Origin of the sequence: Glutamicibacter sp. NPDC087673 (assembly GCF_044743255.1) — a bacterium.
Taxonomy (GTDB): Bacteria; Actinomycetota; Actinomycetes; order Actinomycetales; family Micrococcaceae; genus Glutamicibacter.
Map to the genome: position 1 here is coordinate 1 of NZ_JBIUWB010000005.1, position 20,504 is coordinate 20,504.

Annotated in this window: 21 protein-coding genes and 1 tRNA gene; 7 read left to right on the forward strand and 15 right to left on the reverse strand. The window is 61.3% G+C overall.

All coding sequences use genetic code 11. From position 1 onward, the window contains the following. From ACIOTL_RS12400 to ACIOTL_RS12420, 5 genes are all read right to left on the reverse strand, one after another. Positions 1–223: hypothetical protein (locus tag ACIOTL_RS12400; RefSeq protein WP_400291624.1), on the reverse strand; the 223-nt coding region annotated here is incomplete at its 3' end. A 44-nt stretch (positions 224–267) separates the two neighbouring features. Continuing rightward, positions 268–1,215 (reverse strand): 23S rRNA (guanosine(2251)-2'-O)-methyltransferase RlmB, encoded by a 948-nt coding sequence (gene rlmB / locus ACIOTL_RS12405; RefSeq protein ID WP_105658780.1) that lies wholly within the window; start codon positions 1,213–1,215, stop codon positions 268–270. Positions 1,216–1,265: 50 nt separating this feature from the next. Beyond that, a complete protein-coding gene (gene cysS, locus ACIOTL_RS12410) occupies positions 1,266–2,717 on the reverse strand; it encodes a cysteine--tRNA ligase (RefSeq protein WP_400342908.1) in 1,452 nt (483 codons plus the stop codon). Positions 2,718–2,804: 87 nt separating this feature from the next. Then, positions 2,805–4,031 (reverse strand): 2-C-methyl-D-erythritol 4-phosphate cytidylyltransferase, encoded by a 1,227-nt coding sequence (gene ispD / locus ACIOTL_RS12415; protein ID WP_388024203.1) that lies wholly within the window; start codon positions 4,029–4,031, stop codon positions 2,805–2,807. 119 nt (positions 4,032–4,150) lie between these two features. Beyond that, positions 4,151–4,636: a CarD family transcriptional regulator gene (locus ACIOTL_RS12420; protein ID WP_038993823.1), complete on the reverse strand. Its 486-nt coding sequence runs from the start codon at positions 4,634–4,636 to the stop codon at positions 4,151–4,153. Between the two features lie 353 nt (positions 4,637–4,989). Between ACIOTL_RS12420 and ACIOTL_RS12425 the strand changes: the two genes are divergently transcribed. Further along, positions 4,990–5,529, forward strand: a complete 540-nt coding sequence (locus tag ACIOTL_RS12425; RefSeq protein WP_105658783.1) for a hypothetical protein — start codon at positions 4,990–4,992, stop codon at positions 5,527–5,529. Between the two features lie 83 nt (positions 5,530–5,612). On the opposite strand, the gene ACIOTL_RS12430 is transcribed toward ACIOTL_RS12425, so the two are convergent. Both ACIOTL_RS12430 and ACIOTL_RS12435 read right to left on the reverse strand, forming a co-directional pair. Continuing rightward, positions 5,613–6,293 (reverse strand): response regulator transcription factor, encoded by a 681-nt coding sequence (locus ACIOTL_RS12430; protein ID WP_105658784.1) that lies wholly within the window; start codon positions 6,291–6,293, stop codon positions 5,613–5,615. Next, complete coding sequence (locus ACIOTL_RS12435; RefSeq protein ID WP_388024205.1) at positions 6,290–7,504, reverse strand: cell wall metabolism sensor histidine kinase WalK; 1,215 nt, start codon at positions 7,502–7,504, stop codon at positions 6,290–6,292. Before ACIOTL_RS12435 ends, ACIOTL_RS12430 begins: the two co-directional genes overlap by 4 nt. Positions 7,505–7,731: 227 nt before the next feature. Between ACIOTL_RS12435 and phoU the strand changes: the two genes are divergently transcribed. Then, the gene (phoU, locus tag ACIOTL_RS12440; RefSeq protein ID WP_133835063.1) at positions 7,732–8,385 is read left to right on the forward strand and encodes a phosphate signaling complex protein PhoU; all 654 of its coding nucleotides are present in this window, start codon (positions 7,732–7,734) and stop codon (positions 8,383–8,385) included. Between the two features lie 425 nt (positions 8,386–8,810). Here phoU and ACIOTL_RS12445 read toward each other — a convergent pair whose 3' ends face one another. The 4 genes from ACIOTL_RS12445 to ACIOTL_RS12460 all read right to left on the reverse strand — a co-directional run bounded on the left by ACIOTL_RS12445 (position 8,811) and on the right by ACIOTL_RS12460 (position 11,732). Next, a complete protein-coding gene (locus ACIOTL_RS12445; protein WP_038993831.1) occupies positions 8,811–9,113 on the reverse strand; it encodes a DUF4193 domain-containing protein in 303 nt (100 codons plus the stop codon). Between the two features lie 198 nt (positions 9,114–9,311). Next, a complete protein-coding gene (locus ACIOTL_RS12450) occupies positions 9,312–10,058 on the reverse strand; it encodes a phosphoglyceromutase (protein ID WP_105658786.1) in 747 nt (248 codons plus the stop codon). Between the two features lie 128 nt (positions 10,059–10,186). Then, positions 10,187–10,489 (reverse strand): DUF2516 family protein, encoded by a 303-nt coding sequence (locus ACIOTL_RS12455; RefSeq protein ID WP_332499012.1) that lies wholly within the window; start codon positions 10,487–10,489, stop codon positions 10,187–10,189. An 85-nt stretch (positions 10,490–10,574) separates the two neighbouring features. Beyond that, the gene (locus ACIOTL_RS12460; RefSeq protein ID WP_388024207.1) at positions 10,575–11,732 is read right to left on the reverse strand and encodes a trans-sulfuration enzyme family protein; all 1,158 of its coding nucleotides are present in this window, start codon (positions 11,730–11,732) and stop codon (positions 10,575–10,577) included. Positions 11,733–11,879: 147 nt separating this feature from the next. Here ACIOTL_RS12460 and tmk point away from each other — a divergent pair, with 147 nt between their 5' ends. The 5 genes from tmk to ACIOTL_RS12485 all read left to right on the forward strand — a co-directional run bounded on the left by tmk (position 11,880) and on the right by ACIOTL_RS12485 (position 16,421). Beyond that, positions 11,880–12,533 carry a dTMP kinase gene (gene tmk / locus ACIOTL_RS12465; protein ID WP_388024209.1) on the forward strand — a complete coding sequence of 218 codons (654 nt, stop codon included), beginning with the start codon at positions 11,880–11,882 and terminating at the stop codon, positions 12,531–12,533. Continuing rightward, entirely contained in the window at positions 12,530–13,684 is a 1,155-nt protein-coding gene (locus ACIOTL_RS12470; RefSeq protein WP_133835066.1) for a DNA polymerase III subunit delta', read from the forward strand. Before tmk ends, ACIOTL_RS12470 begins: the two co-directional genes overlap by 4 nt. Positions 13,685–13,707: 23 nt before the next feature. Continuing rightward, a complete protein-coding gene (locus ACIOTL_RS12475) occupies positions 13,708–15,243 on the forward strand; it encodes an alpha/beta hydrolase (protein ID WP_400342911.1) in 1,536 nt (511 codons plus the stop codon). Positions 15,244–15,325: 82 nt separating this feature from the next. Next, positions 15,326–15,397: transfer RNA gene (locus ACIOTL_RS12480), tRNA-Thr, on the forward strand. Positions 15,398–15,668: 271 nt separating this feature from the next. Next, entirely contained in the window at positions 15,669–16,421 is a 753-nt protein-coding gene (locus tag ACIOTL_RS12485) for a YqjF family protein (RefSeq protein ID WP_105658792.1), read from the forward strand. 79 nt (positions 16,422–16,500) lie between these two features. Here the strand turns inward: ACIOTL_RS12485 and ACIOTL_RS12490 are convergent, their stop codons facing one another. The 4 genes from ACIOTL_RS12490 to ACIOTL_RS12505 form a co-directional block, all read right to left on the reverse strand. Next, on the reverse strand, positions 16,501–17,343 hold the full coding sequence (locus ACIOTL_RS12490; protein WP_400342914.1) for an aldo/keto reductase: 843 nt from the start codon (positions 17,341–17,343) through the stop codon (positions 16,501–16,503). Positions 17,344–17,411: 68 nt separating this feature from the next. After that, positions 17,412–17,861 carry a hypothetical protein gene (locus ACIOTL_RS12495; protein ID WP_105662501.1) on the reverse strand — a complete coding sequence of 150 codons (450 nt, stop codon included), beginning with the start codon at positions 17,859–17,861 and terminating at the stop codon, positions 17,412–17,414. Positions 17,862–18,014: 153 nt separating this feature from the next. Next, complete coding sequence (locus ACIOTL_RS12500; RefSeq protein WP_105658795.1) at positions 18,015–18,206, reverse strand: YbdD/YjiX family protein; 192 nt, start codon at positions 18,204–18,206, stop codon at positions 18,015–18,017. Between the two features lie 2 nt (positions 18,207–18,208). Then, positions 18,209–20,443 carry a carbon starvation CstA family protein gene (locus ACIOTL_RS12505; protein ID WP_388024215.1) on the reverse strand — a complete coding sequence of 745 codons (2,235 nt, stop codon included), beginning with the start codon at positions 20,441–20,443 and terminating at the stop codon, positions 18,209–18,211. Positions 20,444–20,504 lie beyond the last annotated feature (61 nt).

The following is a 20,504-nucleotide window of genomic DNA, read 5'->3' on the forward strand; positions in this document are numbered from 1 at the left end:
TCACCCCGCCGTTTCCGTTTCGCCCTTTCAGGCTGTCCGGATCAGCGGCGCGAGATAAAACTCTACACGGGTTCAGCCACGACGCAAAATCGGCCAGTTTCCATGCTTTCCTGCGCAGAATCCCCGGAATCATGCGGATTCCCTGCGGTCCAAGGTGAATATCGGCTAAAAACAACGGAAAATTGTTGTTATGAAGCAGGTCACCCCAATGAAAAGGGGCCATAACTTGCCTTGGCAAAGTTATGACCCCTTCACGGTGCTTGGAGACTACTTGGACTGTCCAGCGCGCAAACGCGATACCTCGTAGAGCGAGATGCCAACAGCCATCGAAGCATTCAGCGATTCCATTGCCGAGTCGATTGGAATCGAAACGATGGCGTCGCAGTTTTCGCGGACCAGCCGGGACAGGCCCTTGCCTTCGGAACCAACCACGATGCACAGCGGGCCGGTAGCCAATTCGAAGTTCGGAAGCTCCATGTCGCCACCGGCGTCGAGGCCGATCACGAAAATGCCAGCAGCCTTGATTTCTTTCAGTGCGCTGGTCAGGTTGCTGCACTTGGCTACTGGTACGCGTACAGCTGCACCGGCGCTGGTCTTCCATGCCGAAGCGGTCATGCCGACGCTGCGGCGCTCTGGAATGATCACGCCGTCTGCGCCGAAGGCCGAGGCCGAACGGACAATCGCACCCAGGTTACGCGGGTCGGTGATGCCATCCAGTGCCAGGAACAGCGGCTGGGTCCGGGTGTATCCCTTGTCGAAGTCCTTGATGGCCTTGGTAGCCAGCTGGACTGCATCCTTGTATTCGTATGGCGGGATCTGCAGGGCCATGCCCTGGTGGATCGCGTCATCGGTCATGCGGTCGAGCTCGGGCTTGGATGCTTCCATCAGCGGGATGCCCAGCTCGGCAGCCAGCTTCAGGGATTCGCGGACGCGGTCATCGACGTCGATGCGGATGGCAACGTGCAGCGCCTTGGCAGGGATGCCGGCGCGCAGCGCCTCAACGACGGAGTTGCGGCCGGTGACGAACTCGGCGTTGACCTTGATGCGGTCGGTTCGACGGCCGGTGCTGCGCTTGGCGGCCGAGCGCTCAGAGAGCTGCTTGGCACGGTAAGCCTTGTGGTACGGGCGGTCCTCCGCTTTGGGGGTCGGGCCCTTGCCCTCGAGGGAACGACGTCCCTTGCCACCACTACCCTTGGTTGGGCCCTTTTTGTTCATTGGTTCATGTCCTTTAGTTTTGAGTTCGTTGGTGCCGCGCGTGTTCGCGACTAGTTGTCCAGAGTCCAGCGAGCGCCATCGGCCGAGTCCGCCACGGTAATGCCAGCGGATGCCAGCGCATCGCGGATGGCGTCGGAGCGTGCCCAGTCCTTGGCAGCGCGTGCTTCGGCGCGTTCAGCCAACTGGGCCTGGATCAGCTGATCCAGGGCTGCGTGCTCTGCAGAAGATTTCGAGCTTTCATTGCTGCCGGCATCATCCAGGCCCAATACCTGGGTCATGGCCAAGACCTGGCCCAAGGCCTTGGCAGTGGCAGCGTCGTCACGGCTATCCAAGGATGCATTGCCCAGCCGCACGGTTTCATGCAGCGCGGCCAGCGCCATTGGAACGTTCAGGTCATCATCCATCGCGGTGCCGAAAGCTTCCGGAACCCCGGTGGCCACGATCGACTCGGCGACGGCACCCAGGCGGTAGCGCGCGTTGGAGATGAAGGTGTCGATGCGTTCGACCGCTGCCCCCGCTTCGGTCAGCGAGTCCGGGCGGTAGTCGAGCATCGAACGGTACTGCGCCTGGCCCAGGAAGTAGCGCACCACGCGGGCGTCGGCCAGCGCGAGCATTTCTTCCGGGGAAATGGTGTTCCCAATGGACTTGGACATCTTCTCACCCTCATAGGTGACCATGCCGTTGTGCATCCAGAAGTTTGCAAAGCCGTGGCCAGCCGCGTTGGACTGGGCCATTTCGTTCTCGTGGTGCGGGAAGCGCAGATCCAGTCCGCCGCCATGGATGTCGAATTCGCTGCCCAGGTACTTGCCAGCCATCGCCGAGCATTCCAGGTGCCAGCCTGGGCGGCCGCGTCCCCAGGGGCTTGGCCAGGAAGCGGTCAGCGGATCGGTTCCCTTGTAGCCCTTCCACAGCGCGAAGTCGCGTGGATCCTTCTTGCCGCGCGGATCCGAATCCGGCGCGTCCTGCATATCGTCGATCTTCTGGCGGGTCAGTGCGCCGTACTGCTCATAGGAGCGCACGTCGAAATAGACATCTCCGGAGCTGTCGGCCGCCGGGTAGGCATGGCCGCGTTCGATCAGCTGTGCAATCAGGTCATGCATTTCGGTGATGTGGCCGGTCGCGCGGGGCTCGTAAGTCGGGCGTTGGACACCCAGAGCCTCGTAGGCCCGTGCGAATTCCTGCTCGAAGCGGTACGCCAGGGCGAACCATTCTTCGCGCGGCTTGTAATGGGCATCCGCCTCGAAGTCCTCGGCGAAGGATTTCGCCGACTTCTCCAGGATCTTGTCATCGATGTCGGTCACGTTGCGGACGGTGGTGACGGTAAAGCCGCGGTATTCGAGCCAGCGCACCAACAGGTCGAAGACAATGGCGCTGCGGACGTGGCCCACGTGCGGCATGCCCTGCACGGTGGCGCCACAGTAGTACAGCTTGACTTCGCCTTCCGCCAATGGCTGGAAGTCGCGTACGGATGCTGTTTTGGTGTCATAGAATCGCAGGCTCACGCCTTTAAGGTTATCCGATGGATGCACCCTTTGTACTTCACTTGTGACACTCTCGATGATCGAAGCCCCGCGGTTGCGCCAAGGGGCCTAGCCCGATACCGGGTAGACCAGTGCGGTGGCATAGGCTGTCACGCCCTTGCCTTCCCCCTCGTAGCCCAGCCCGTCGCTGGTGGTCGCAATGACGCTGACTGGGGCGCCGATAGCCTCGCTCAGCACTTTGCTGGCTTCTTCGCGGCGCGCGGCAAAGCGCGGGCGGCGGCCAACGAACTGCACCGCGACATTGCCGATTTCGAATCCCGCCTCCCGCACCAGGCGGGCGGCTTCTGCAATCAGGCTCACACCGCTGGCCCCGGCGAATTCCGGTCGGTCCACCCCGAAGTGCGTGCCCAGATCGCCAATGCCCGCCGCGGAGAACAGCGCATCGCAGGCCGCGTGCGCTACCGCGTCGCCATCGGAGTGGCCCGAAAGCCCGGTGTCTTCCGGGAAGTGCAGTCCTGCCAGCCACATTTCGCGAGTCGGGTCTTCGCTGACCGCGTGAACATCGATGCCGTTGCCGACTCGTGGCAGGATCATGGTTTCTTCCTTTGCGCTTGGGGTGGCCGCGGGCTGGTTCGCCGCGAGCTTGCCTGCCGCGTCGAGATCTCCGGAATAGGTGACCTTCATGGCTTGCTGCGATCCCGGCACCACATGGACTTCGGCTCCGAAAGCCCGCACGATCGACGCGTCGTCGGTAACCTTCTCCAGTTCTGCCTCGGTGCAGCCATCCAGTTGGGCGTGGGCATCGCGCAACAGCTGCGCGTCAAAGCCCTGCGGGGTTTGCACCGCGCGCAGGATGGAACGTGCCGGGGTTTCCTTGATGATTTCGTGCTCGCCGGCGGCATCGAGCTCCACCACGCAGATGGTGTCGGTGACGTTCAGCGCCGGGATGACGGCGTTGCACTGCTCGTCGGCCAGAGCTCCAAGCACTTGTTCATGCAGCTTCGCCGGGGCAAAAGCACGGGCGGCGTCATGGACCAGAATGTTGGTGGCGGCGGAACTGGCTACAGCCAAGCCGGCACGGACCGACGCGGCGCGGCTGGCGCCACCGGGCACGGTGTGCACCTTGTCCCCGTACTGCGCCATGGCCGCGGCCAGGCGTTCGTCCTGCGGCGGGGTAACCACGATGATTTCGGTGATCTGCGGAATTCCCAGCGCCCGGTCCACGGCATGTTCAGCCAGGGATTTTCCGGCCACCTGGACCATCGCCTTGGGAAGGCCAGCGCCGAGGCGGGTTCCCATTCCAGCAGCCACGAGGATCAGGCTTGAGTTATGCACTTCGCTTTGCTTCACAGCGCCCAGCTTATCGTGCCGCGCGGTTCAGCCTTGGCCGCTTTAACGCCAAAAGCCGTGAAACGCTTGGGAGCGTTTCACGGCGATGCGTTACCGGAACGGGGCTAGGCCGAAGCCAGAACCTCGTCCAAGAGGCCTTCTGCCTTGGCCTCGTCCAGATCCTTGGCCAAGGCCAATTCACTGATCAATACCTGGCGAGCTTTTGCCAGCATGCGCTTTTCGCCTGCCGACAGACCACGGTCATTTTCTCGGCGCCACAAGTCGCGGACTACTTCTGCAACCTTGATGACATCGCCGGAAGCGAGCTTCTCGACATTTGCCTTGTAGCGGCGCGACCAGTTGGTCGGCTCTTCGGTAAATTCAGCACGAAGGACATCGAACACATGGTCCAAGCCTTCCTGACCTACCACGTCACGTACGCCAACAAGATCAACGTTCTCAGCAGGAACCTCGATGGTCAGGTCGCCCTGAGCCACCTTGAGCTTGAGATACATTTTCTCTTCGCCCTTGATCTTGCGCATCTTGATCTCTTCGATCATCGCGGCACCGTGGTGCGGGTAGACAACAGTCTCGCCAACCTCAAAAACCATGTGGATAAACCCCTTTCCCACGCCCTAGTCTACCATGTTTGCTATTCCGGATCCTGCGCCTGTGCCCCATATAACCGCGAATTCACGCGGAAATGCCTCTTCCACTTGCAAGAGAAACATGCTATGAAGAAGGTAGGGCAGTCGACTGCGCACCAACCCCCTTCCCCGCATCGGTTGTCTACAACTTGTCGAAATGCGTGTGTTGCACGTCGCTAAATCGCGTCTTTGCGTGAAAAACAGCTAGGCTTAGAGGTAATCGTGGTCCAATTTTCGATTGCGCCTGCCCTAGGTGCATTCGATTAAGCAGACCACGAACCGAAGCAACTCATTTTTCTCACCGAGGAGTTAGTGTCGTGATCACCGCACGCATGACCGCTGGACGTCGCATTGCCGCGTCCCTCGCTGTGGCTGCCCTGGCATTCGGTGTCACCAGCTGTGGCGCCATCAACGAGCAGGCCACCAACACCGACTACGCCGCCAGCGATGGCGTCAACGTCGATGTCGCAGACGCAAAGGTCCGCAACCTGATGTTCGTCACCAACAGCGACGACACTGAAGCCCGCCTGATCGGCTCCGTAGTCAACGCCGGCGATTCCGCGCTGACCCTGTCGGTCAAGGCTGACAACGCAGCACCTGTCTCCATCCAGGTTCCTGCAGACGGCACCATCAAGCTTGAAGAAGACAAGAACCAGCAGATCATCAAGAACATGGGCATTGCAGCTGGCGAACACGCCGACTCGGTCTTCACCGTTGCCGGTGAGAACGTGGAATTCAGCGTTCCAGTTGTCGATGGCACCCTGGCTGAATACCGCGACTTCGTACCAGGCGGTGCTGATCAGTCGGTTACCGAGCACCTGATTCCAGAAGAGACCCACTCCACTTCGGGCCACTAAGCTTCGCGCAAGACAAAACAAGAGCCTCTGGCAGAATCGAAAGATTCTGCCCGAGGCTCTTGCCGTATCCGGGCTCTTTGGCTTTAGACCACGAACTTGTAGCCCAGCCCGCGCACGGTCACCAGGCGTTCGGGCACCGCCGGGTCGACCTCGATCTTGGAGCGCAGGCGCTTGACGTGCACATCCAAAGTCTTGGTGTCCCCCACGTAGTCGCTGCCCCAGACGCGGTCAATCAGCTGGCCCCGGGTGAGCACTCGACCGGCGTTGCGCAACAGCATTTCCAGCAGCTCGAATTCCTTCAGCGGCATGGATACCTCGGTGTTGTCGACCGAGACCACGTGGCGTTCCACGTCCATTCGCACCGGACCGGCGGTGACCACATTGCTGATCAGTTCTTCGCCTTCGCCCTGGCGGCGCAGCACAGCACGGATGCGGGCCAGCAATTCGCGGGAGGAGTACGGCTTGGTGACGTAGTCGTCGGCGCCGAGCTCCAGGCCGACGACCTTATCGATCTCCGAGTCCTTTGCGGTGAGCATGATGACCGGGACCTGGCTGTTCAGGCGGATCTGGCGGATCACCTCGGTTCCGGGCTGGCCCGGGAGCATCAGATCCAGCAGCACCAGGTCTGCGCCATGGCGTTCGAACTCGGTCACGGCCTTCAGGCCGTCGTCGGCGATCCGGACTTCGAAACCTTCGCGTTCCAGCAGGTAGGACAGCGGGTCAGAGAGCGATTCCTCGTCCTCAACGATCAATATGCGGGTCATCGGCGTCCTCCTTCACGATCGGACGCATTCGTCTCGATCGTTCGTTCCTTCATCGTCTGGCCGGCAAGCACATTGCTGGTCGCCGGTTCTTCGTCCGCTAGGGGAAGTCTTAGGGTAAATGTGGATCCGTGGCCCGGCTGCGACCACAGCGACACTTCGCCGCCGTGGTTGGCCAGCACGTGCTTGACGATGCTCAGCCCCAGGCCGGTGCCCCCGGTCTGCCTCGAACGTGCGGAGTCCACGCGGTAGAAGCGCTCGAAAACGCGTTCCTGCTCTTCGGCCGAAATCCCGGGTCCCTGGTCGGTGACCGAGATCTGCGCATAGCCATCACGCTGCCGGATGCCCACGCCTACCGTGGTGTTCTCCGGGGAGTAGCGGATGGCATTATCGATCAGGTTGCGGATCGCAGTCATCAGCAGGTCCGCATCGCCCAGGATCGGCTCCTCGAGATGTCCGCCTACGGTGATGGCGATGCCCTTTTCCTCGGCAATCAGGTGGCTGCGGTCAACTGCCTCGGCCACGACGCTGTCGATATTCACTTCTTGGCCCTGCACGATGGCATCGGATGCCTGCAGGCGGGAGAGCTCGATAATGTCCTGGACCAGGGCGGCCAGGCGCCGCGATTCCTTGTCCATCCGGGTGGAGAAGCGGCGTACCGCCTTGGGGTCATCGGCAGCCTCGGTAATGGCCTCGGCCAGCAGGCCGATCGCGCCGACCGGAGTCTTCAGCTCGTGGGAAACGTTGGCCACGAAGTCGTTGCGCATCGCTTCGGTACGGGTGATTTCGGTACGGTCGTCGGCCAGCAGGAGAATGTACTCGTCGCCCAGCGGTGCCACGCGCACATGGACAATTAGCTGCCCGGCACCCAGCGTGGAGCGTTGCAGCTCGTACTGGCTTTCGGCAATCACGCCGTCGGCGCGAACCTGCCGCACCAGCGAGAGCAGTTCGTTGTGGACGAGCGTGTGTCCTCGCACCAGTCCGTAGGCATAGGAAGCGGGGTTGGCCCGGACCACCCCGTCGACGTCATCAAGGATCACGAAGGCGCGTCCAATGACCGACAGGACGGCGGCGGCTCCCTCGGGGAGCACGGGTTCGTCGACCTGCGGCAGCTTCGAGGAGCGGTTCTGGGAAAGCCGGAAGGCGATGACGCCAACGATCCCCAGAGCCAGGCCGAGGACGCCGGCTATAAGAGTCGAGATCACTTCGTTCACATCTTTAGACTAGCTTCACCTTTGGGTGGCACCGGCCCTAAATGACGTGATTTAGTCGATTTCGGCGCGCTGTTCACCAAACGTTCACCTTTCGTGGCATATTCGTTAATCACCCGCTGACAAGCTGGAGCAAGACCCTCCACCATGCCACAAAACTGTTTCGGGGCGGTTGGCTGCCACGGCAGTCCACCATCCGGCATGGATACCGACACTCGAAAGGAACTGCTGTGCGTAAGGTATTTCAAGCAGACCTGCAGCAAATTGGCGAAGAACTCATTGAGATGGCCAACCAGGTCGCAACCGCAATGGATCGAGCTTGGGATTCGCTAGCCAACGTCGACGTCGACCTGGCCCAGGAAGTCATCGCAGCGGACGCGAAGATCGACTTCCTGCAGAACCAGCTCGATGAGCGCGCTATCGATACTTTGGCTTTGCAGGGACCGGTAGCCAGCGATCTGCGCATGATCGTCGGTTCGCTGCGCATGAGTGCTTCGCTGGAGCGCATGGGCGACTTGGCACGCCACTTGGCGCAGCTGGCCCGCCTGCGCTTCCCCAACCCGGCAATCCCAGCCAGGATTTCCGACACCTTTGCCCAGATGGCAAAGATCGATATTGACATCGCCAAGGCCGTTGCGCGTTTGCTCGACACCCGCGATCTGCAGATCGCTACCGAAATTATCGAGCTGAACCACCAGCTGGATCGCTTGCACTCCAGCGTCTTCACCCTGGTCGCGGCCGACGACTGGGATGCCAATGCACCCACCACCGTGGACGTATCGCTGACCAGCCGCTACCTTGAGCGCTTCGGCGATCATGGTGTGTCCGTAGCTCGCAAGGTCACCTATCTGGTGACCGGCGAATGGGACCCCACCGAGATCTAGGTCCGCGGACCTAAGCTATAAGGCTGCGCCTTGGCGCCTGCCATCCGGTACCACCGGATGGCAGACGCCATTTTTGCTCTCCAGCTCATTCAGCACTGAAACTGGGTGTCCGGGGTCCGGGAAGCCTTCGCATCGCGGCGCGAACTGGGTACCGTGCCGTGGCCCGCGGCCCCGTTGGCATGGCAGTGCTGCGCCTCGTCCGGCCATGCAGCTCCACGCGCTCCCGGTGAGCGCACATCCAGCCATTGCCCCGGCAGGATGCCAGCGGACGCACGACGCAGCGCTGGGCACCCCAGGGACCGCCGTTGGAGTCCGGTCCCATCCGGGGAATCCAGCCCGTTAAACCAGCAGAGGGCAGTCCACCGATCGGTGGACTGCCCTCGCAGGTTGTTGGCGCGCAAGTGGCGCCAGCGTCTAGCGGGCTTCTAGCCTTCGCACTCGACGCAGAAGCCTACATTGCCCTCTTCGCGCACCAGCTGCGAACGGTGGCGAATCAAGAAGCACGAGCCGCAAATGAACTCGTCGTCTTTCTGCGGAATGACCGTAACGGTCAATTCCTCGTTGGATAGATCCGCACCTGGCAGATCCATGCCATCGGTGTGGTCGGTCTCGTCGAGCTCGCGCACCACCGACTTGGCGTCCGGTGCGTTTGCGGACTTCACCGCATCCAGAGAAGCCTTACGTGCCTCAGCAACGTCTGGGCGGACTTCATCGTAATCAGTTGCCACGAATTGCATTCCTAACGTGAGCCATTGAGCCTATTCGAAATAGGAGATTACAGCATACTAATGCCAAAAATACAATCGTGCGCAGTTGTTTCGCTCACAGCCGGATGCTTGGCGTTACCTCGGCGTTAACAAGCGGACGGCGGCATCGCGAACTACTGGCGAGTAGCCAGCAGCCCCGATGCCGCCGAAAAGCGTGTCCTACTTGCGGCCTTGGTTGGCAACGGCCTTGATGGCGTCCGCAGCGGCTGCTGGATCCAGGTAGGTTCCGCCCTTGGTGATTGGCTGGAAGTTGTCATCCAGCTCATAGACCAGCGGGATGCCGGTTGGGATGTTCAGGCCAGCAATGTCTTCATCGCTGATGCCATCCAGGTGCTTGACCAGCGCACGCAGCGAGTTGCCGTGGGCGGTGACCATGACGGTCTTGCCTGCCGACAGGTCGGCCTTGATGTTGTTCTCCCAGTAGGGAAGCATGCGATCCAGCACGTCCTTGAGGCACTCGGTGCGTGGGGCGGAGTCGCCCAATGCCGCATAGCGCTCGTCGTTGATCTGGCTGAACTCCGAGGAATCATCCAGTGCTGGTGGCGGGGTGTCGTAGCTGCGACGCCATTCCATGAACTGCTCTTCGCCGAACTCGGCCAAGGTCTGCGCCTTGTCCTTGCCCTGCAGCGCACCGTAGTGGCGCTCGTTCAGGCGCCAGTCGCGGTTCACCGGGATCCACGAACGGCCAGCGGCTTCCAGGGCCAGGTTCGCGGTAACAATGGCGCGGGTCAGCAAGGAGGTGTGAAGCACCTCCGGCTTGTAGCCAGCTTCGGTCAGCAGCTGGCCGCCGCGGGCAGCTTCAGCACGGCCCTTCTCGGTCAGCGATACGTCGTACCAACCGGTGAACAGGTTCTTTTCGTTCCATTCGCTCTGTCCGTGGCGAAGCAAAATCAAAGTGTGGCTCATGTAATCCATCCTAACCAATGCGCAAGCCTGCTCGTGCGAAAGTTAAGGCCCGTGATTAAAGTGCGAAGACCTGCAGTCCGCCAAGATGCGGATGCAGGTCTTCGGGAAAACTTGGTGCCTTGGCACGCCTAGTAGTTGTACCAGCCGCCGCCCTTGCCGCTGACGGCAGGCTTGACATCCGCGAGGTACACGCAGGCGATGCAGGCGCCGATCAGCTGCAGGAAGCCGATTCCGCCCTGGCTGAAGATGCCAAGCAGTGCCACGGCGGTGCTGGCGACGGTCAGTCCAAGCCAGAACCCCTTGGTGCGCTTGCCTTCCTGGGCGAAGCGATCTGCGCCATGACGCAGGCAATCAACCAAAGCCCAGACGGCGAGCGCAACGATGACAATGCTCAAAGCGATCATCATGTAGTACTCGATTATTTGGGCCATGCGCAACATGTTCATGCTTGTACTCTACCTTTTTCGCGCAAATGATGGGCGCTGTGCCACGCGCGGAAATCAGCGCCCGCGGGCATCAAAGCCGGTCCAGCGCTTGCTGCAGATCGGCCCAGAGGTCTTCCACCTCTTCAATGCCTACTGACAGTCGGATCAGGCTGGCCGGGACGCTGGCCGGCTCCGAAGCGTGGCGGGCCCGGCGCTCAGCCAGGGACTCCACGCCTCCAAGCGAGGTGGCGCCGGTGATGAGCTGGAAGGCTTCCAGTACCCGGTCCGCTTCTTCGGCGGTGCTTCCCGCTTCAAAGGCGATCACCGACCCGAACCCGCCCATGAGGTCCGCGGCGCGCGCGTGGCCCGGGTCGTTGGGCAGTCCCGGGTAGCGTACGGCCTGCACCTTGGGATGTGCCGCGAGGCGTTCTGCCAGCACCTGGCTGTTTGACTGCGAACGCTGAAGGCGCACGGCCATGGTGCGCACCCCGCGTAATGCGAGGAAGGTATCCATCGGGCCGGCGATCGCGCCATGCAAGGTCCGGTACCCATGCAGGCGGCTGTGGAGCTGCTCGTCGCTGGTGACCAGCGCGCCCATGATCACGTCCGAGTGGCCCGACAGGTACTTGGTCACCGAGTGAACTACAAGGTCGGCACCGTGGACCAGCGGCTGCTGGAGCAGTGGGGTGGCAAAGGTGTTATCCACGATGCTCACGACGTTCTTCGCTTTGGCGGCAGCCAGCAGGGTCGGCAGGTCGGCGACTTCCAGCATCGGGTTGGTTGGCGATTCCACCCAGAGCACATCGGCCCCCTCCAAGGCAGCGAGCACTTCTTCGGTGTTGGCAATATCCACCGGGCGAATGCGCAGCCGTCCCGCCTCTTGCAGCTCTGCGCTCAACGCCAGCGAACCGTTATAGGAATGCTGCGGCATCACCAGCACGCCGGCCTCTGGCACGATGCTCAGTGCGGCGGCAATAGCTGCCATGCCCGAGGAGAACACCAGGGCAGGCAGCGTTGCCGCTTCGAGCTGGCCCAGTACTTCTTCAAACGGATCCCAGGTCGGATTGGAGAAGCGCGCATATACGCGTTCACCCGGCACCGCCTGGCCTCTGGAGTGGTAGGTCGAGGTGAAGGTCACCGGGTGGTTGACTGGAGCATCGTAGCCATGGGCCGGACGCCCACCGGCAACGAGCAAAGTTTTCGGATCCCAGGCCGGATTGGCGCCTGATTCTGCGGTGCGGGGGTTCATGGAAAAAACTCTACGCTTCCTTTGACGCTGCCAGCCGGTGGATTTCACTACATTTCATCTGACTGATCCACCACACTGGGTGCATTTTCGTTGCACATCCTGCCGTTGCAACGCACATCTTTAAATGTCCTTGGATAGGCTAGTGGGGTGAGTATCGAATCGAGTACCCCAACCCGTGGCTTGTTCATCGTTTTTGAAGGCGGTGACGGCGCTGGGAAGTCCACGCAGGTCGCCCTGGCCCAGCAGTGGCTGGAGTCCCGTGGCGCCAAGGTCACCACTACCCGTGAGCCAGGCGGAACCCAGGTCAGCGAAGAGCTGCGTTCCTTGGTGCTCGAACACGGCCACGGCGAGATCGATGCCCGTACCGAGGCCCTGATTTACTCGGCGGCGCGTGCCGCCCATGTCCAGCAGGTCATCTCCCCCGCGCTGGATGCCGGAACCCACATCATCTGCGACCGATTCGTTGATTCCTCGCTGGCTTACCAGGGCATGGGCCGCGCCCTCGGCTTTGATGCCGTCGCATCGATCAATGACTTCGCGACCGGCGGACTGAAGCCGGATGCCACCATCATTCTTGATATCTCCGCCGCACAGGGACGTGCCCGGCGCATTGCGGCCAGCGGCGGCGTGGAGGATTCGGATCGCTTGGAATCCGAGCCGGATGATTTCCATGAACGCATCCGCAACGCCTTCCTCGACTTGGCGGCCCGTGATCCGCAGCGCTATCTGGTCCTGGATGCCACCGCCAGCGTGGAGCAGCTGCACCAGTCGGTTGCGCAGCATTTGGCAGGCTTGCTGTGACCCGGCCGGTCTTCGCAGAACTTGCCGGGCAGGAACGTGTCATTGCCACGTTGACCGCTGAGGTTGATCGCGGCAACCCGACCCATGCCTGGCTGGTGACCGGTCCCCCGGGATCGGGCCGTACCACCGCGGCGCGGGCTTTCGCGGCAGCTTTGCAGTGCACCCAGGCCCCGGCCGGCTGCGGGCAGTGCGCCAACTGCAAAATGGTCATGAATTCGGAGCACCCGGATGTGTCCTTCGTATCCACCGACAAATTCGAGTACCAGATCGCTGACGTCCGCCATCTGATTACCCGTGCACAGGAAAGTGCTGGCACCGGCCGCTGGCGCATCATCATCATCGAAGATGCCGACCGCATGTCCGAGCGCAGCACCAACGTGCTGCTCAAGGCCATTGAAGAACCGCCCGCCAAGATGATCTGGATCCTGAGCGCCCCGTCTCCTGCAGATGTCCTGGTGACCATTCGATCACGGTGCCGCGCGATAAATCTCTCCGTGCCGTCCACCCAGGATGTTGCGGATCTTCTGGTGCGCCGTGACGGGCTGGAACCGGAACAGGCGCTGTTCGCTGCCCGTGTCTCGCAGTCCCACATTGGCGTAGCCCGTTTGCTGGCCCGTGACGAGCAAGCACGCATCCAGCGTGAAAAAGTCGTTACCCTGCCGTTGCGCACCACCACCTTGCCGCAGGCGATGGCCGCTGCCGCAGAAATTTCCAAACTGGCCAGCGAGCGTGCCGAGAACATTACCGGCACCGATCTGCAGAACAAGATTGCCCAGCTGCGCCACGCCAACGGCTTGGGCCCAGAGGAGAACATCCCCGCTGGATTGCGTGGACAGTTCAAGGCGCTGGAGGATGATGCCAAGCGATTCGCTCGGCGTGCGGCTTTCGATGCCTTGGACCGTACCCTGACAGACCTGACCACATTCTTCCGCGATGTTTTGAGCATCCAGCTGAATACCGGAATTGAGCTGATCAACGAGCACCTGCGCGAGAAGCTCGAACGTTTCGCAGCGGAACAGTCCAGCGAGAAGTCCTTGGCCCAGCTTGATGCCATCAATGAAACGCGCAGCCGCTTGGCTGCCAACGTCAACCAGCTCATGGCCCTGGAAGCACTCATGACCCGTTTGCTGCCGCAGCCGGGACGCCGTTAACCCATCACAAGGAGACACTAAAAGTGCCTGCACGCTCACCGATGATGCGCTTGGCCGCAGTGGGGACCGCTCTGGCTTTGACCCTGGCCGGCTGCTCTTCCACTACAGCGGATTCGCAGTCCGGCGCATCGGATGCGTCGCAGTCCGCGCCCAACGCCAGTACGCCGCAAGGATTGGAATCCTTCTACAGCCAAGACCTCGATTGGGAAGAATGCGGCAGCATCATCGAATGCGCCACCATAGAGGTTCCGCTGGACTATGCCGATCCCGAAGGCGAGAGCATTGATCTGGCGTTGAACCGCCGCGCAGTGGACGGAGCGACAGGCAATCTGCTGGTAAACCCCGGCGGCCCAGGCGGATCCGGCCTGGATCTGGTGGCGTCCTCGGTACCAGGCATGTTCAGCGCTGACCTGCAGCGCGCCTACAACGTCATCGGATTCGATCCGCGAGGCGTGGGAGAAAGCTCCCCGGTCACCTGCCAAAGCGGTGCCGAGACCGATGAGGGACGCCAGGAAAACCTGCGGGCTTGGGTTCCTGAAGACCAGGACGAAATTGTCGAGGATACCGAGGACTACGCAGCTGACTGCGCGTCCAATACCGGCAATCTCCTAGGCCACGTCGATACCGTTTCGGCAGCGAAGGACATGGACGTGATCCGTGCTGTGCTCGGTGATGCACAGCTGGACTACCTCGGTTTCTCCTATGGAACCTTCCTCGGAGCAACCTACGCTGATTTGTTCCCTCGGAATGTGGGTCGCTTCGTACTCGATGGCGCCATGGATCCAACCAGCACAGCTTCGGACCTCACCTTGGCCCAGGCCGTTGGCTTCGAGAAGGAGATCGACGCGTGGCTCGCCAATTGCCTTGAAAGCGGTGAGTGCCCGTTCACTGGAACCGTTGAAGAGGCCAAGGTGCAGCTGCAGCAGTTCTTTGCGCAGGTGGAGAACGAACCAATGACTGCCAGCGACGGGCGTGCAGTGCCGATCATCGACTTCATCAACGGCTTCATCTTGCCGCTGTATGACGATTCCAGCTGGCCCATTTTGACCGATGCGACGAACGCTGCCGTCAACGACGCGGATGTGGATATGATCCTCGGCTTCGCGGATCTCTCGGCGGACCGCGAGGGCGACGGCACGTATGCATCGAATTCCACCGATGCTTTCACCGCCATCAATTGCCTGGACCGTCCAATGGACGCCAGTCCAGAAGCGATGCAGGCCGAAGCAACAGAGTTGATGCGTGCGGCCCCGACCTTGGGCAAGTATCTCGCCTACGGCGGCATCACCTGCGAGGCCTGGGACCACGACGCCACTGGCAAGCCTGAGGTCCTCGACGCGGAAGGCTCGAATGAGATCCTCGTCATTGGCACCGTCGGCGATCCAGCTACCCCCTACGCATGGTCTGAGGCATTGGCGCAGCAGCTGGATAACGCGACCCTGCTGACCTATGAAGGCCATGGCCACACCGCATATGGACGCTCCAATGAATGCATTACCAAAGCGGTGGATGAGTACCTGATTGACGGCAAAGTCCCCGAAGCCGGCACCCGGTGCTGATTGGGCTTGATGATGTCGTCGCCGTTTTGACGTTCAGACAATTCCTCGGATAAAGTGACGTGGTGCCTGTTTGCAGGTACAGGCCTCCTTAGCTCAGGGGTAGAGCAGCTCCCTCGTAAAGAGCAGGTCGCCGGTTCAAATCCGGCAGGGGGCTCGTTGTGAAGAAAACCCCGGAATCGCGCTTGCCGCATGATTCCGGGGTTTTCGCAATTTTCAATGGATTTTCATGACTGGTCCCGGGGTCTTCGATTCCCACGCAGTCCATTCTTATCCCGCATCTTGCCCAACGGCGCTTTTGGATATTCAATTAGGCCAGAGCCGGCAAACGATTCTTCACTCCGCGATCAGCAGATCATCGATCCTGGTTCGCGACCGGCAATAGCGGTATAAGCCTTCGACAGCAATTTCCAAGGAATTCCAAACTGATGCAATCCTTGCAGTACTCCCCTGAACCGCCATCGCTAGGCGGCAACGCGATCATGCGCCAACGGTGGAGCGAAGTAGCGTTCCTGCATTGGCGGGTTAGCCCGGATGAGGTGGCGCCGTACATGCCCGAAGGATGCCGGCCAGATATTGTCGCCGGCAGCGCTTGGGTGGGCCTCGTCGCTTTCCAGATGTCGCGCAGTGCGTTCTTCTCCGGTCCTGCGATTCCGTGGTTGGGTGACTTCCCGGAGATCAATGTGCGCCTCTATTCCGTTGACAATCAAGGACGCCGCGCAGTGGTATTCCTGAGCCTTGAAGCATCACGCCTGCTACCTGTGCTCATGGCGCGGGCAGTCTTCGGGTTGAAGTACCAGTGGTCGTCCATGAAAATCCTGAAGAAGGCCGGCACGATCAGCTATGCAACACGGCGCATCGGAAATCCGAGCGCACGTTCCCGCATCGTCGTGCGTCCGGTAGAAGCTTCTGCCAGTGCCGATCCAATTACCCCGGGTTCGCAGACCGCCATCGCGCTATCGGCACAGTGGGCGTTCCACCAGCGGCATCTTGGGCGCACCTTGCACTGCCGGAACCACCATGAACCGTGGCCGCTGCAACCTGCACAACTCGTTGAATTCGACGATGGCCTTCTGCGTGCCGCCGGTTTCGCCACTCTCGCTGATCGAGCTCCCGACTCGGTTCTGTACGCCGAAGGCGTCGATACGCTGTTCGCTGCACCAACCGTACTGGACTGCTAGAGGCCAGGCACAAGGCAGTTGCGGCAGAAGGCTCCCGGTTTCGGAAGAAACCGGGAGCCTTCTGTTCTGCCTAGCTTTTTTACTCGAAGTCGGCGGTTGCCGGGTCAGCCGAGATACGGCCTTCCGCTCCGCGGTCCAGGGTAGCGATGGCAGCCAGATCTTCCTCGTCCAGCTGCACGTTCAGCGATTCGAAGTTCTCGACGATGCGCGATTCGGTGGTCGACTTCGGGATGACCACGTTGCCTACCGCCAGGTGCCACGCGATGACTACCTGCGCCACCGATGCTTCATGCTTCTTGGCGATCTCCACCAGCACTGGGTCGCTGAGCAGTTCGCCGCCGTGGCCCAGCGGGGACCAGGACTGGTGCAGGATGCCGTGCTCGGCCTCGTAGGCGCGCAGCTCGCCCTGCGGGAAGTACGGATGGGTTTCGACCTGGTTGATCACCGGGCGGACGCCGGTTTCGGTGTAGAGCTCTTCCAGTGCTTCCTTGGTGAAGTTGCAAACGCCGATGGACTTGGCCTTGCCGTCCTTCTGCAGCTGGATCAGTGCCTTCCACGTATCCACGTAGGTGCCGCGCTTGGGCTGCAGCCAGTGGATCAGGTACAGGTCGACGTATTCCAGTCCGAGCCGTTCCAGCGAGGCATCCGCTGCGGCGAGGGTCTTCTCGAAACCCTGGTCCGAGTTCCAGACCTTGGTGGTGATGAAGAGGTCTTCGCGCGGCACGGTGCTGGCTGCAACTGCGCGGCCGACACCAGCTTCGTTGCCATAGATGCGTGCGGTGTCGATGTGGCGGTAGCCGGCGTCGATGGCCTGGCCAACGACTGCTTCCGCGTCCTCGTCGGCGACCTTCCAGACGCCGTAGCCAAGCTGGTCGATGGTGTTTCCGTCAAGGAACTTCAGTTCAGGAATTGTATGGGTCATGCAACTAATTTAGTCCACTGATGCGCCCTGTGCGGTGGAACACCACGCGAGCGATCGGGAAAACCCAATTATTCGCTGGAAGCGAGCAATTGCACGGCCCGGCTGACGTCTTCTTTCACCAGCATGGCACGATGGCGCACGGCTTCGATATCGATCGGCTTGCCGGCTTCGGCCTGCATGCGCATCATCGCTACGACCTGTGCGGTCGTCGCCAAATCGTTGGCGGCCTTAGTCAGCGAACGATGCGCCGCAGAGGTCAGCTGCGGGATCGTGTCGTCATTGCTCGGGGTGATCCGATGCGCCGCACAGCAAAGCTGGCGCACGGTCGGCAACAGCACAGCCATCTCATTGGCTTCTCGGACCAGCTGGTTGTAAACCTGGTCATCGTTGATGCCCTCTACCACCTGGAAGACCCGGTCCAATGACCGCTGGAAACGGTCATGGGCGCGACGCCAGACGCCCTCGCCAAGTTCGCGAGCAGCAGCACGCTCAGCGCGCAGTCGTGAAAAGAACGCCATTACACTTCTCTGCCGGTGGTTTCCGATGAATTACTGGTTCTAGCCTACCGGGATCACCGCAGTGTTCCCGGCAGCGGGGTCGACATAAAACGAAACCGGCCGCGAGCCCCATCCGCTTTCGCCAATGGTTCTCACGGCCGGTACCAGTCGCGTTCAGCAGCAACGCCCTTCAGGATTCTTTTCCTGCCAGTCGGTGTAGTCCTTCCAGAATTCGCGCTCGGTCATTGGCTTGGAGCCAGGATGATTGCGTTCATGGTGTTCCAGGTAGTGCTGGTACTTGTCGGCCCCGAGCACCCCGTCGACAAACTTCTTGGCTTGCCCCAGGCGTTCCAACAGCGTCGCCATGGCTAGTGGCCGCCTCGCTGGACTTGGGCTTCGGCAGGGATTTGCTTCCAAGCCTTCTCAAGTTCCTTTTCGGCAGGCGACGAGATCAAGCCGGCGGGCGCGTACATCTTCGATGGCACGGCAGGATCCTCGGTGCTGTTGCCACCACCGCTCTGCTTGGCCTTGGCGGTTGCGACAACAGCCGATACCAGCACGATGGCGGTCAGCACCAGGAAGACCACGGACAGCCAGCCCTGGACACCGGTGTTGCGGACCACGGCCTCCATGGCTTCGACGCTGCCCGCCGAGCCGAGGGAAGTCTCGCCATTGGCCAGAGCTTCCTTGTAGGCGTTGTGGTTGGCGAAGTAGCCCACTTTGGTGTCTGCGGAGAAGATCTTCTGCCAGCTCGCGACGAAGGTGATCACCACGGTGAAGGCCAGCGGCAGAGCCACGACCCACAGGTACTTGAAGTTGTTCTGCTTGGCTATGATGGTCATCACCACGGCCAGCGCTATCGCAGCCAGCAGCTGATTGGCGATGCCGAACAGCGGGAAGAAGGTGTTGATGCCGCCCAGGGGATCTGTCACGCCGAGGATCAGGATGTAGCCCCAGCCGGCAACCATGATCAACGTGCACAGCCACACGCCCGGACGCCACGAGGTGTCCTTGAACTTCGGGAAGAAGTTGCCGATGGTGTCCTGCAGCATGAAGCGCGCAACACGGGTACCGGCGTCAACCGCGGTCAGGATGAACAGTGCCTCGAACATGATCGCGAAGTGGTACCAGAAGCCCATCATCGCGGTGCCGCCGAACCACTGGTGCATGATGTGCGCAATGCCCACAGCCAGGGTCGGAGCGCCACCGGTACGCGAGACAACCGAGCTCTCGCCCACGTTATTGGCAAGTTCGGTCAGCTGGTTTGGATCCAGGCTAACGCCGGCCAAACCCAGCGAGTTCACGAATGCCGCCGCGGTTTCCACCGTGCCACCGGTAGCGGCAGCCGAGGAGTTCATCGCGAAGTAGATGCCGCGGTCGATGGAAATCGCTGCAACCAGCGCCATGATGGCCACCATGGATTCCATGAGCATGCCGCCGTAGCCCAGGAAGCGGGTTTGCTTTTCCTTCTCGACCAGCTTCGGGGTGGTGCCCGAGGCGATCAGTGCGTGGAAGCCCGACAGCGCACCGCAGGCAATGGTCACGAACAGGAATGGGAAGATGTGCCCGGCAACGACCGGGCCATCGGCACGGCCAGCGAACTCGGAGAAGGCCGGAACATCGATTTCCGGGCGGACGACGATGATCGCCACGGCCAGCAGGCCGATGACGCCGATCTTCATGAAAGTCGACAGGTAGTCGCGAGGAGCCAGCAGCAGCCATACCGGGAGCACCGCGGCGATGATGCCGTAGATGATGATGGCCCAGGCGATGGTGGTGCGATCCAGGTGGAAGAACTCGGCACCCCACGCAGACTCGGCAATCCAGCGGCCGGAGATGATCGCGAACATCAGCAGCACGAAGCCGATGATGGAGATTTCCAGGACCTTGCCCGGGCGGATGAACCGCAGGTAGATGCCCATGAACAAGGCGATAGGGATGGTCAGGCCCACCGAGTAGACACCCCACGCGGACTCGCCCAGTGCATTGACGACCACCAGCGCCAAGATGGCGGTAATGATGATCATGATAGCAAGGGTGGCGATCAGGGCAGCGGTGCCGCCGATCAGGCCCAGCTCTTCGCGGGCCATCTGGCCCAGCGAGCGTCCGCCACGGCGCATGGAGAAGAACATGACGAGATAGTCCTGGACCGCTCCGGCCAGCACCACGCCCACGATAATCCAGATGGTGCCAGGCAAATAGCCCATCTGCGCTGCGAGGATCGGTCCAACCAGCGGACCGGCGCCTGCGATGGCGGCGAAGTGGTGGCCGAAGAGCACGCGGCGATCGGTGGGAACGAAGTCACGGCCGTTATTGACCGATTCGGCCGGGGTGGCCCGGAAATCATCGGGTTTGGCGATCTTGCGCTCGATGAACTTCGAATAGAAGCGGTAGGCAATCAGGTAGGTCGCAACAGCGGCGAAGACGAACCAGATGGCATTGATGGTTTCCCCGCGCGAGAAGGCGAGAATCGACCATGCGATTCCGCCAACCAGCGCGATGGCAACCCAGATGGCGATCTTGGCGGGGGTCCAACGCTTTTCTTCGCGTTCGGCAACCTCAGGATCGACACCCGCTGGTGGCAAGGTATTTTGGGTACTCAAATCGAGCAACCTCCTAGGAACAGTGCAAGTGATGTGCGCGACCAGCGGTTATTAGGCTAGT

Excerpts from the sequence above, each read along its gene's own strand:
- ACIOTL_RS12490 (WP_400342914.1), bottom strand. The coding sequence starts at position 17,343 with ATGACCCATACAATTCCTGAACTGAAGTTCCTTGACGGAAACACCATC.
- ACIOTL_RS12500 (WP_105658795.1), bottom strand. The coding sequence starts at position 18,206 with ATGGCGACGCTGTTGGAACGCCTGGGGCAAGCCAAGAAGTTTGTCGAC.
- ACIOTL_RS12430 (WP_105658784.1), bottom strand. The coding sequence starts at position 6,293 with ATGACCCGCATATTGATCGTTGAGGACGAGGAATCGCTCTCTGACCCG.
- ACIOTL_RS12450 (WP_105658786.1), bottom strand. The coding sequence starts at position 10,058 with ATGAGCCACACTTTGATTTTGCTTCGCCACGGACAGAGCGAATGGAAC.
- ACIOTL_RS12485 (WP_105658792.1), top strand. The coding sequence starts at position 15,669 with ATGCAATCCTTGCAGTACTCCCCTGAACCGCCATCGCTAGGCGGCAAC.
- ACIOTL_RS12455 (WP_332499012.1), bottom strand. The coding sequence starts at position 10,489 with ATGGCCCAAATAATCGAGTACTACATGATGATCGCTTTGAGCATTGTC.
- ACIOTL_RS12460 (WP_388024207.1), bottom strand. The coding sequence starts at position 11,732 with ATGAACCCCCGCACCGCAGAATCAGGCGCCAATCCGGCCTGGGATCCG.
- ACIOTL_RS12420 (WP_038993823.1), bottom strand. The coding sequence starts at position 4,636 with ATGGTTTTTGAGGTTGGCGAGACTGTTGTCTACCCGCACCACGGTGCC.
- rlmB (WP_105658780.1), bottom strand. The coding sequence starts at position 1,215 with ATGAACAAAAAGGGCCCAACCAAGGGTAGTGGTGGCAAGGGACGTCGT.
- ACIOTL_RS12495 (WP_105662501.1), bottom strand. The coding sequence starts at position 17,861 with ATGGCGTTCTTTTCACGACTGCGCGCTGAGCGTGCTGCTGCTCGCGAA.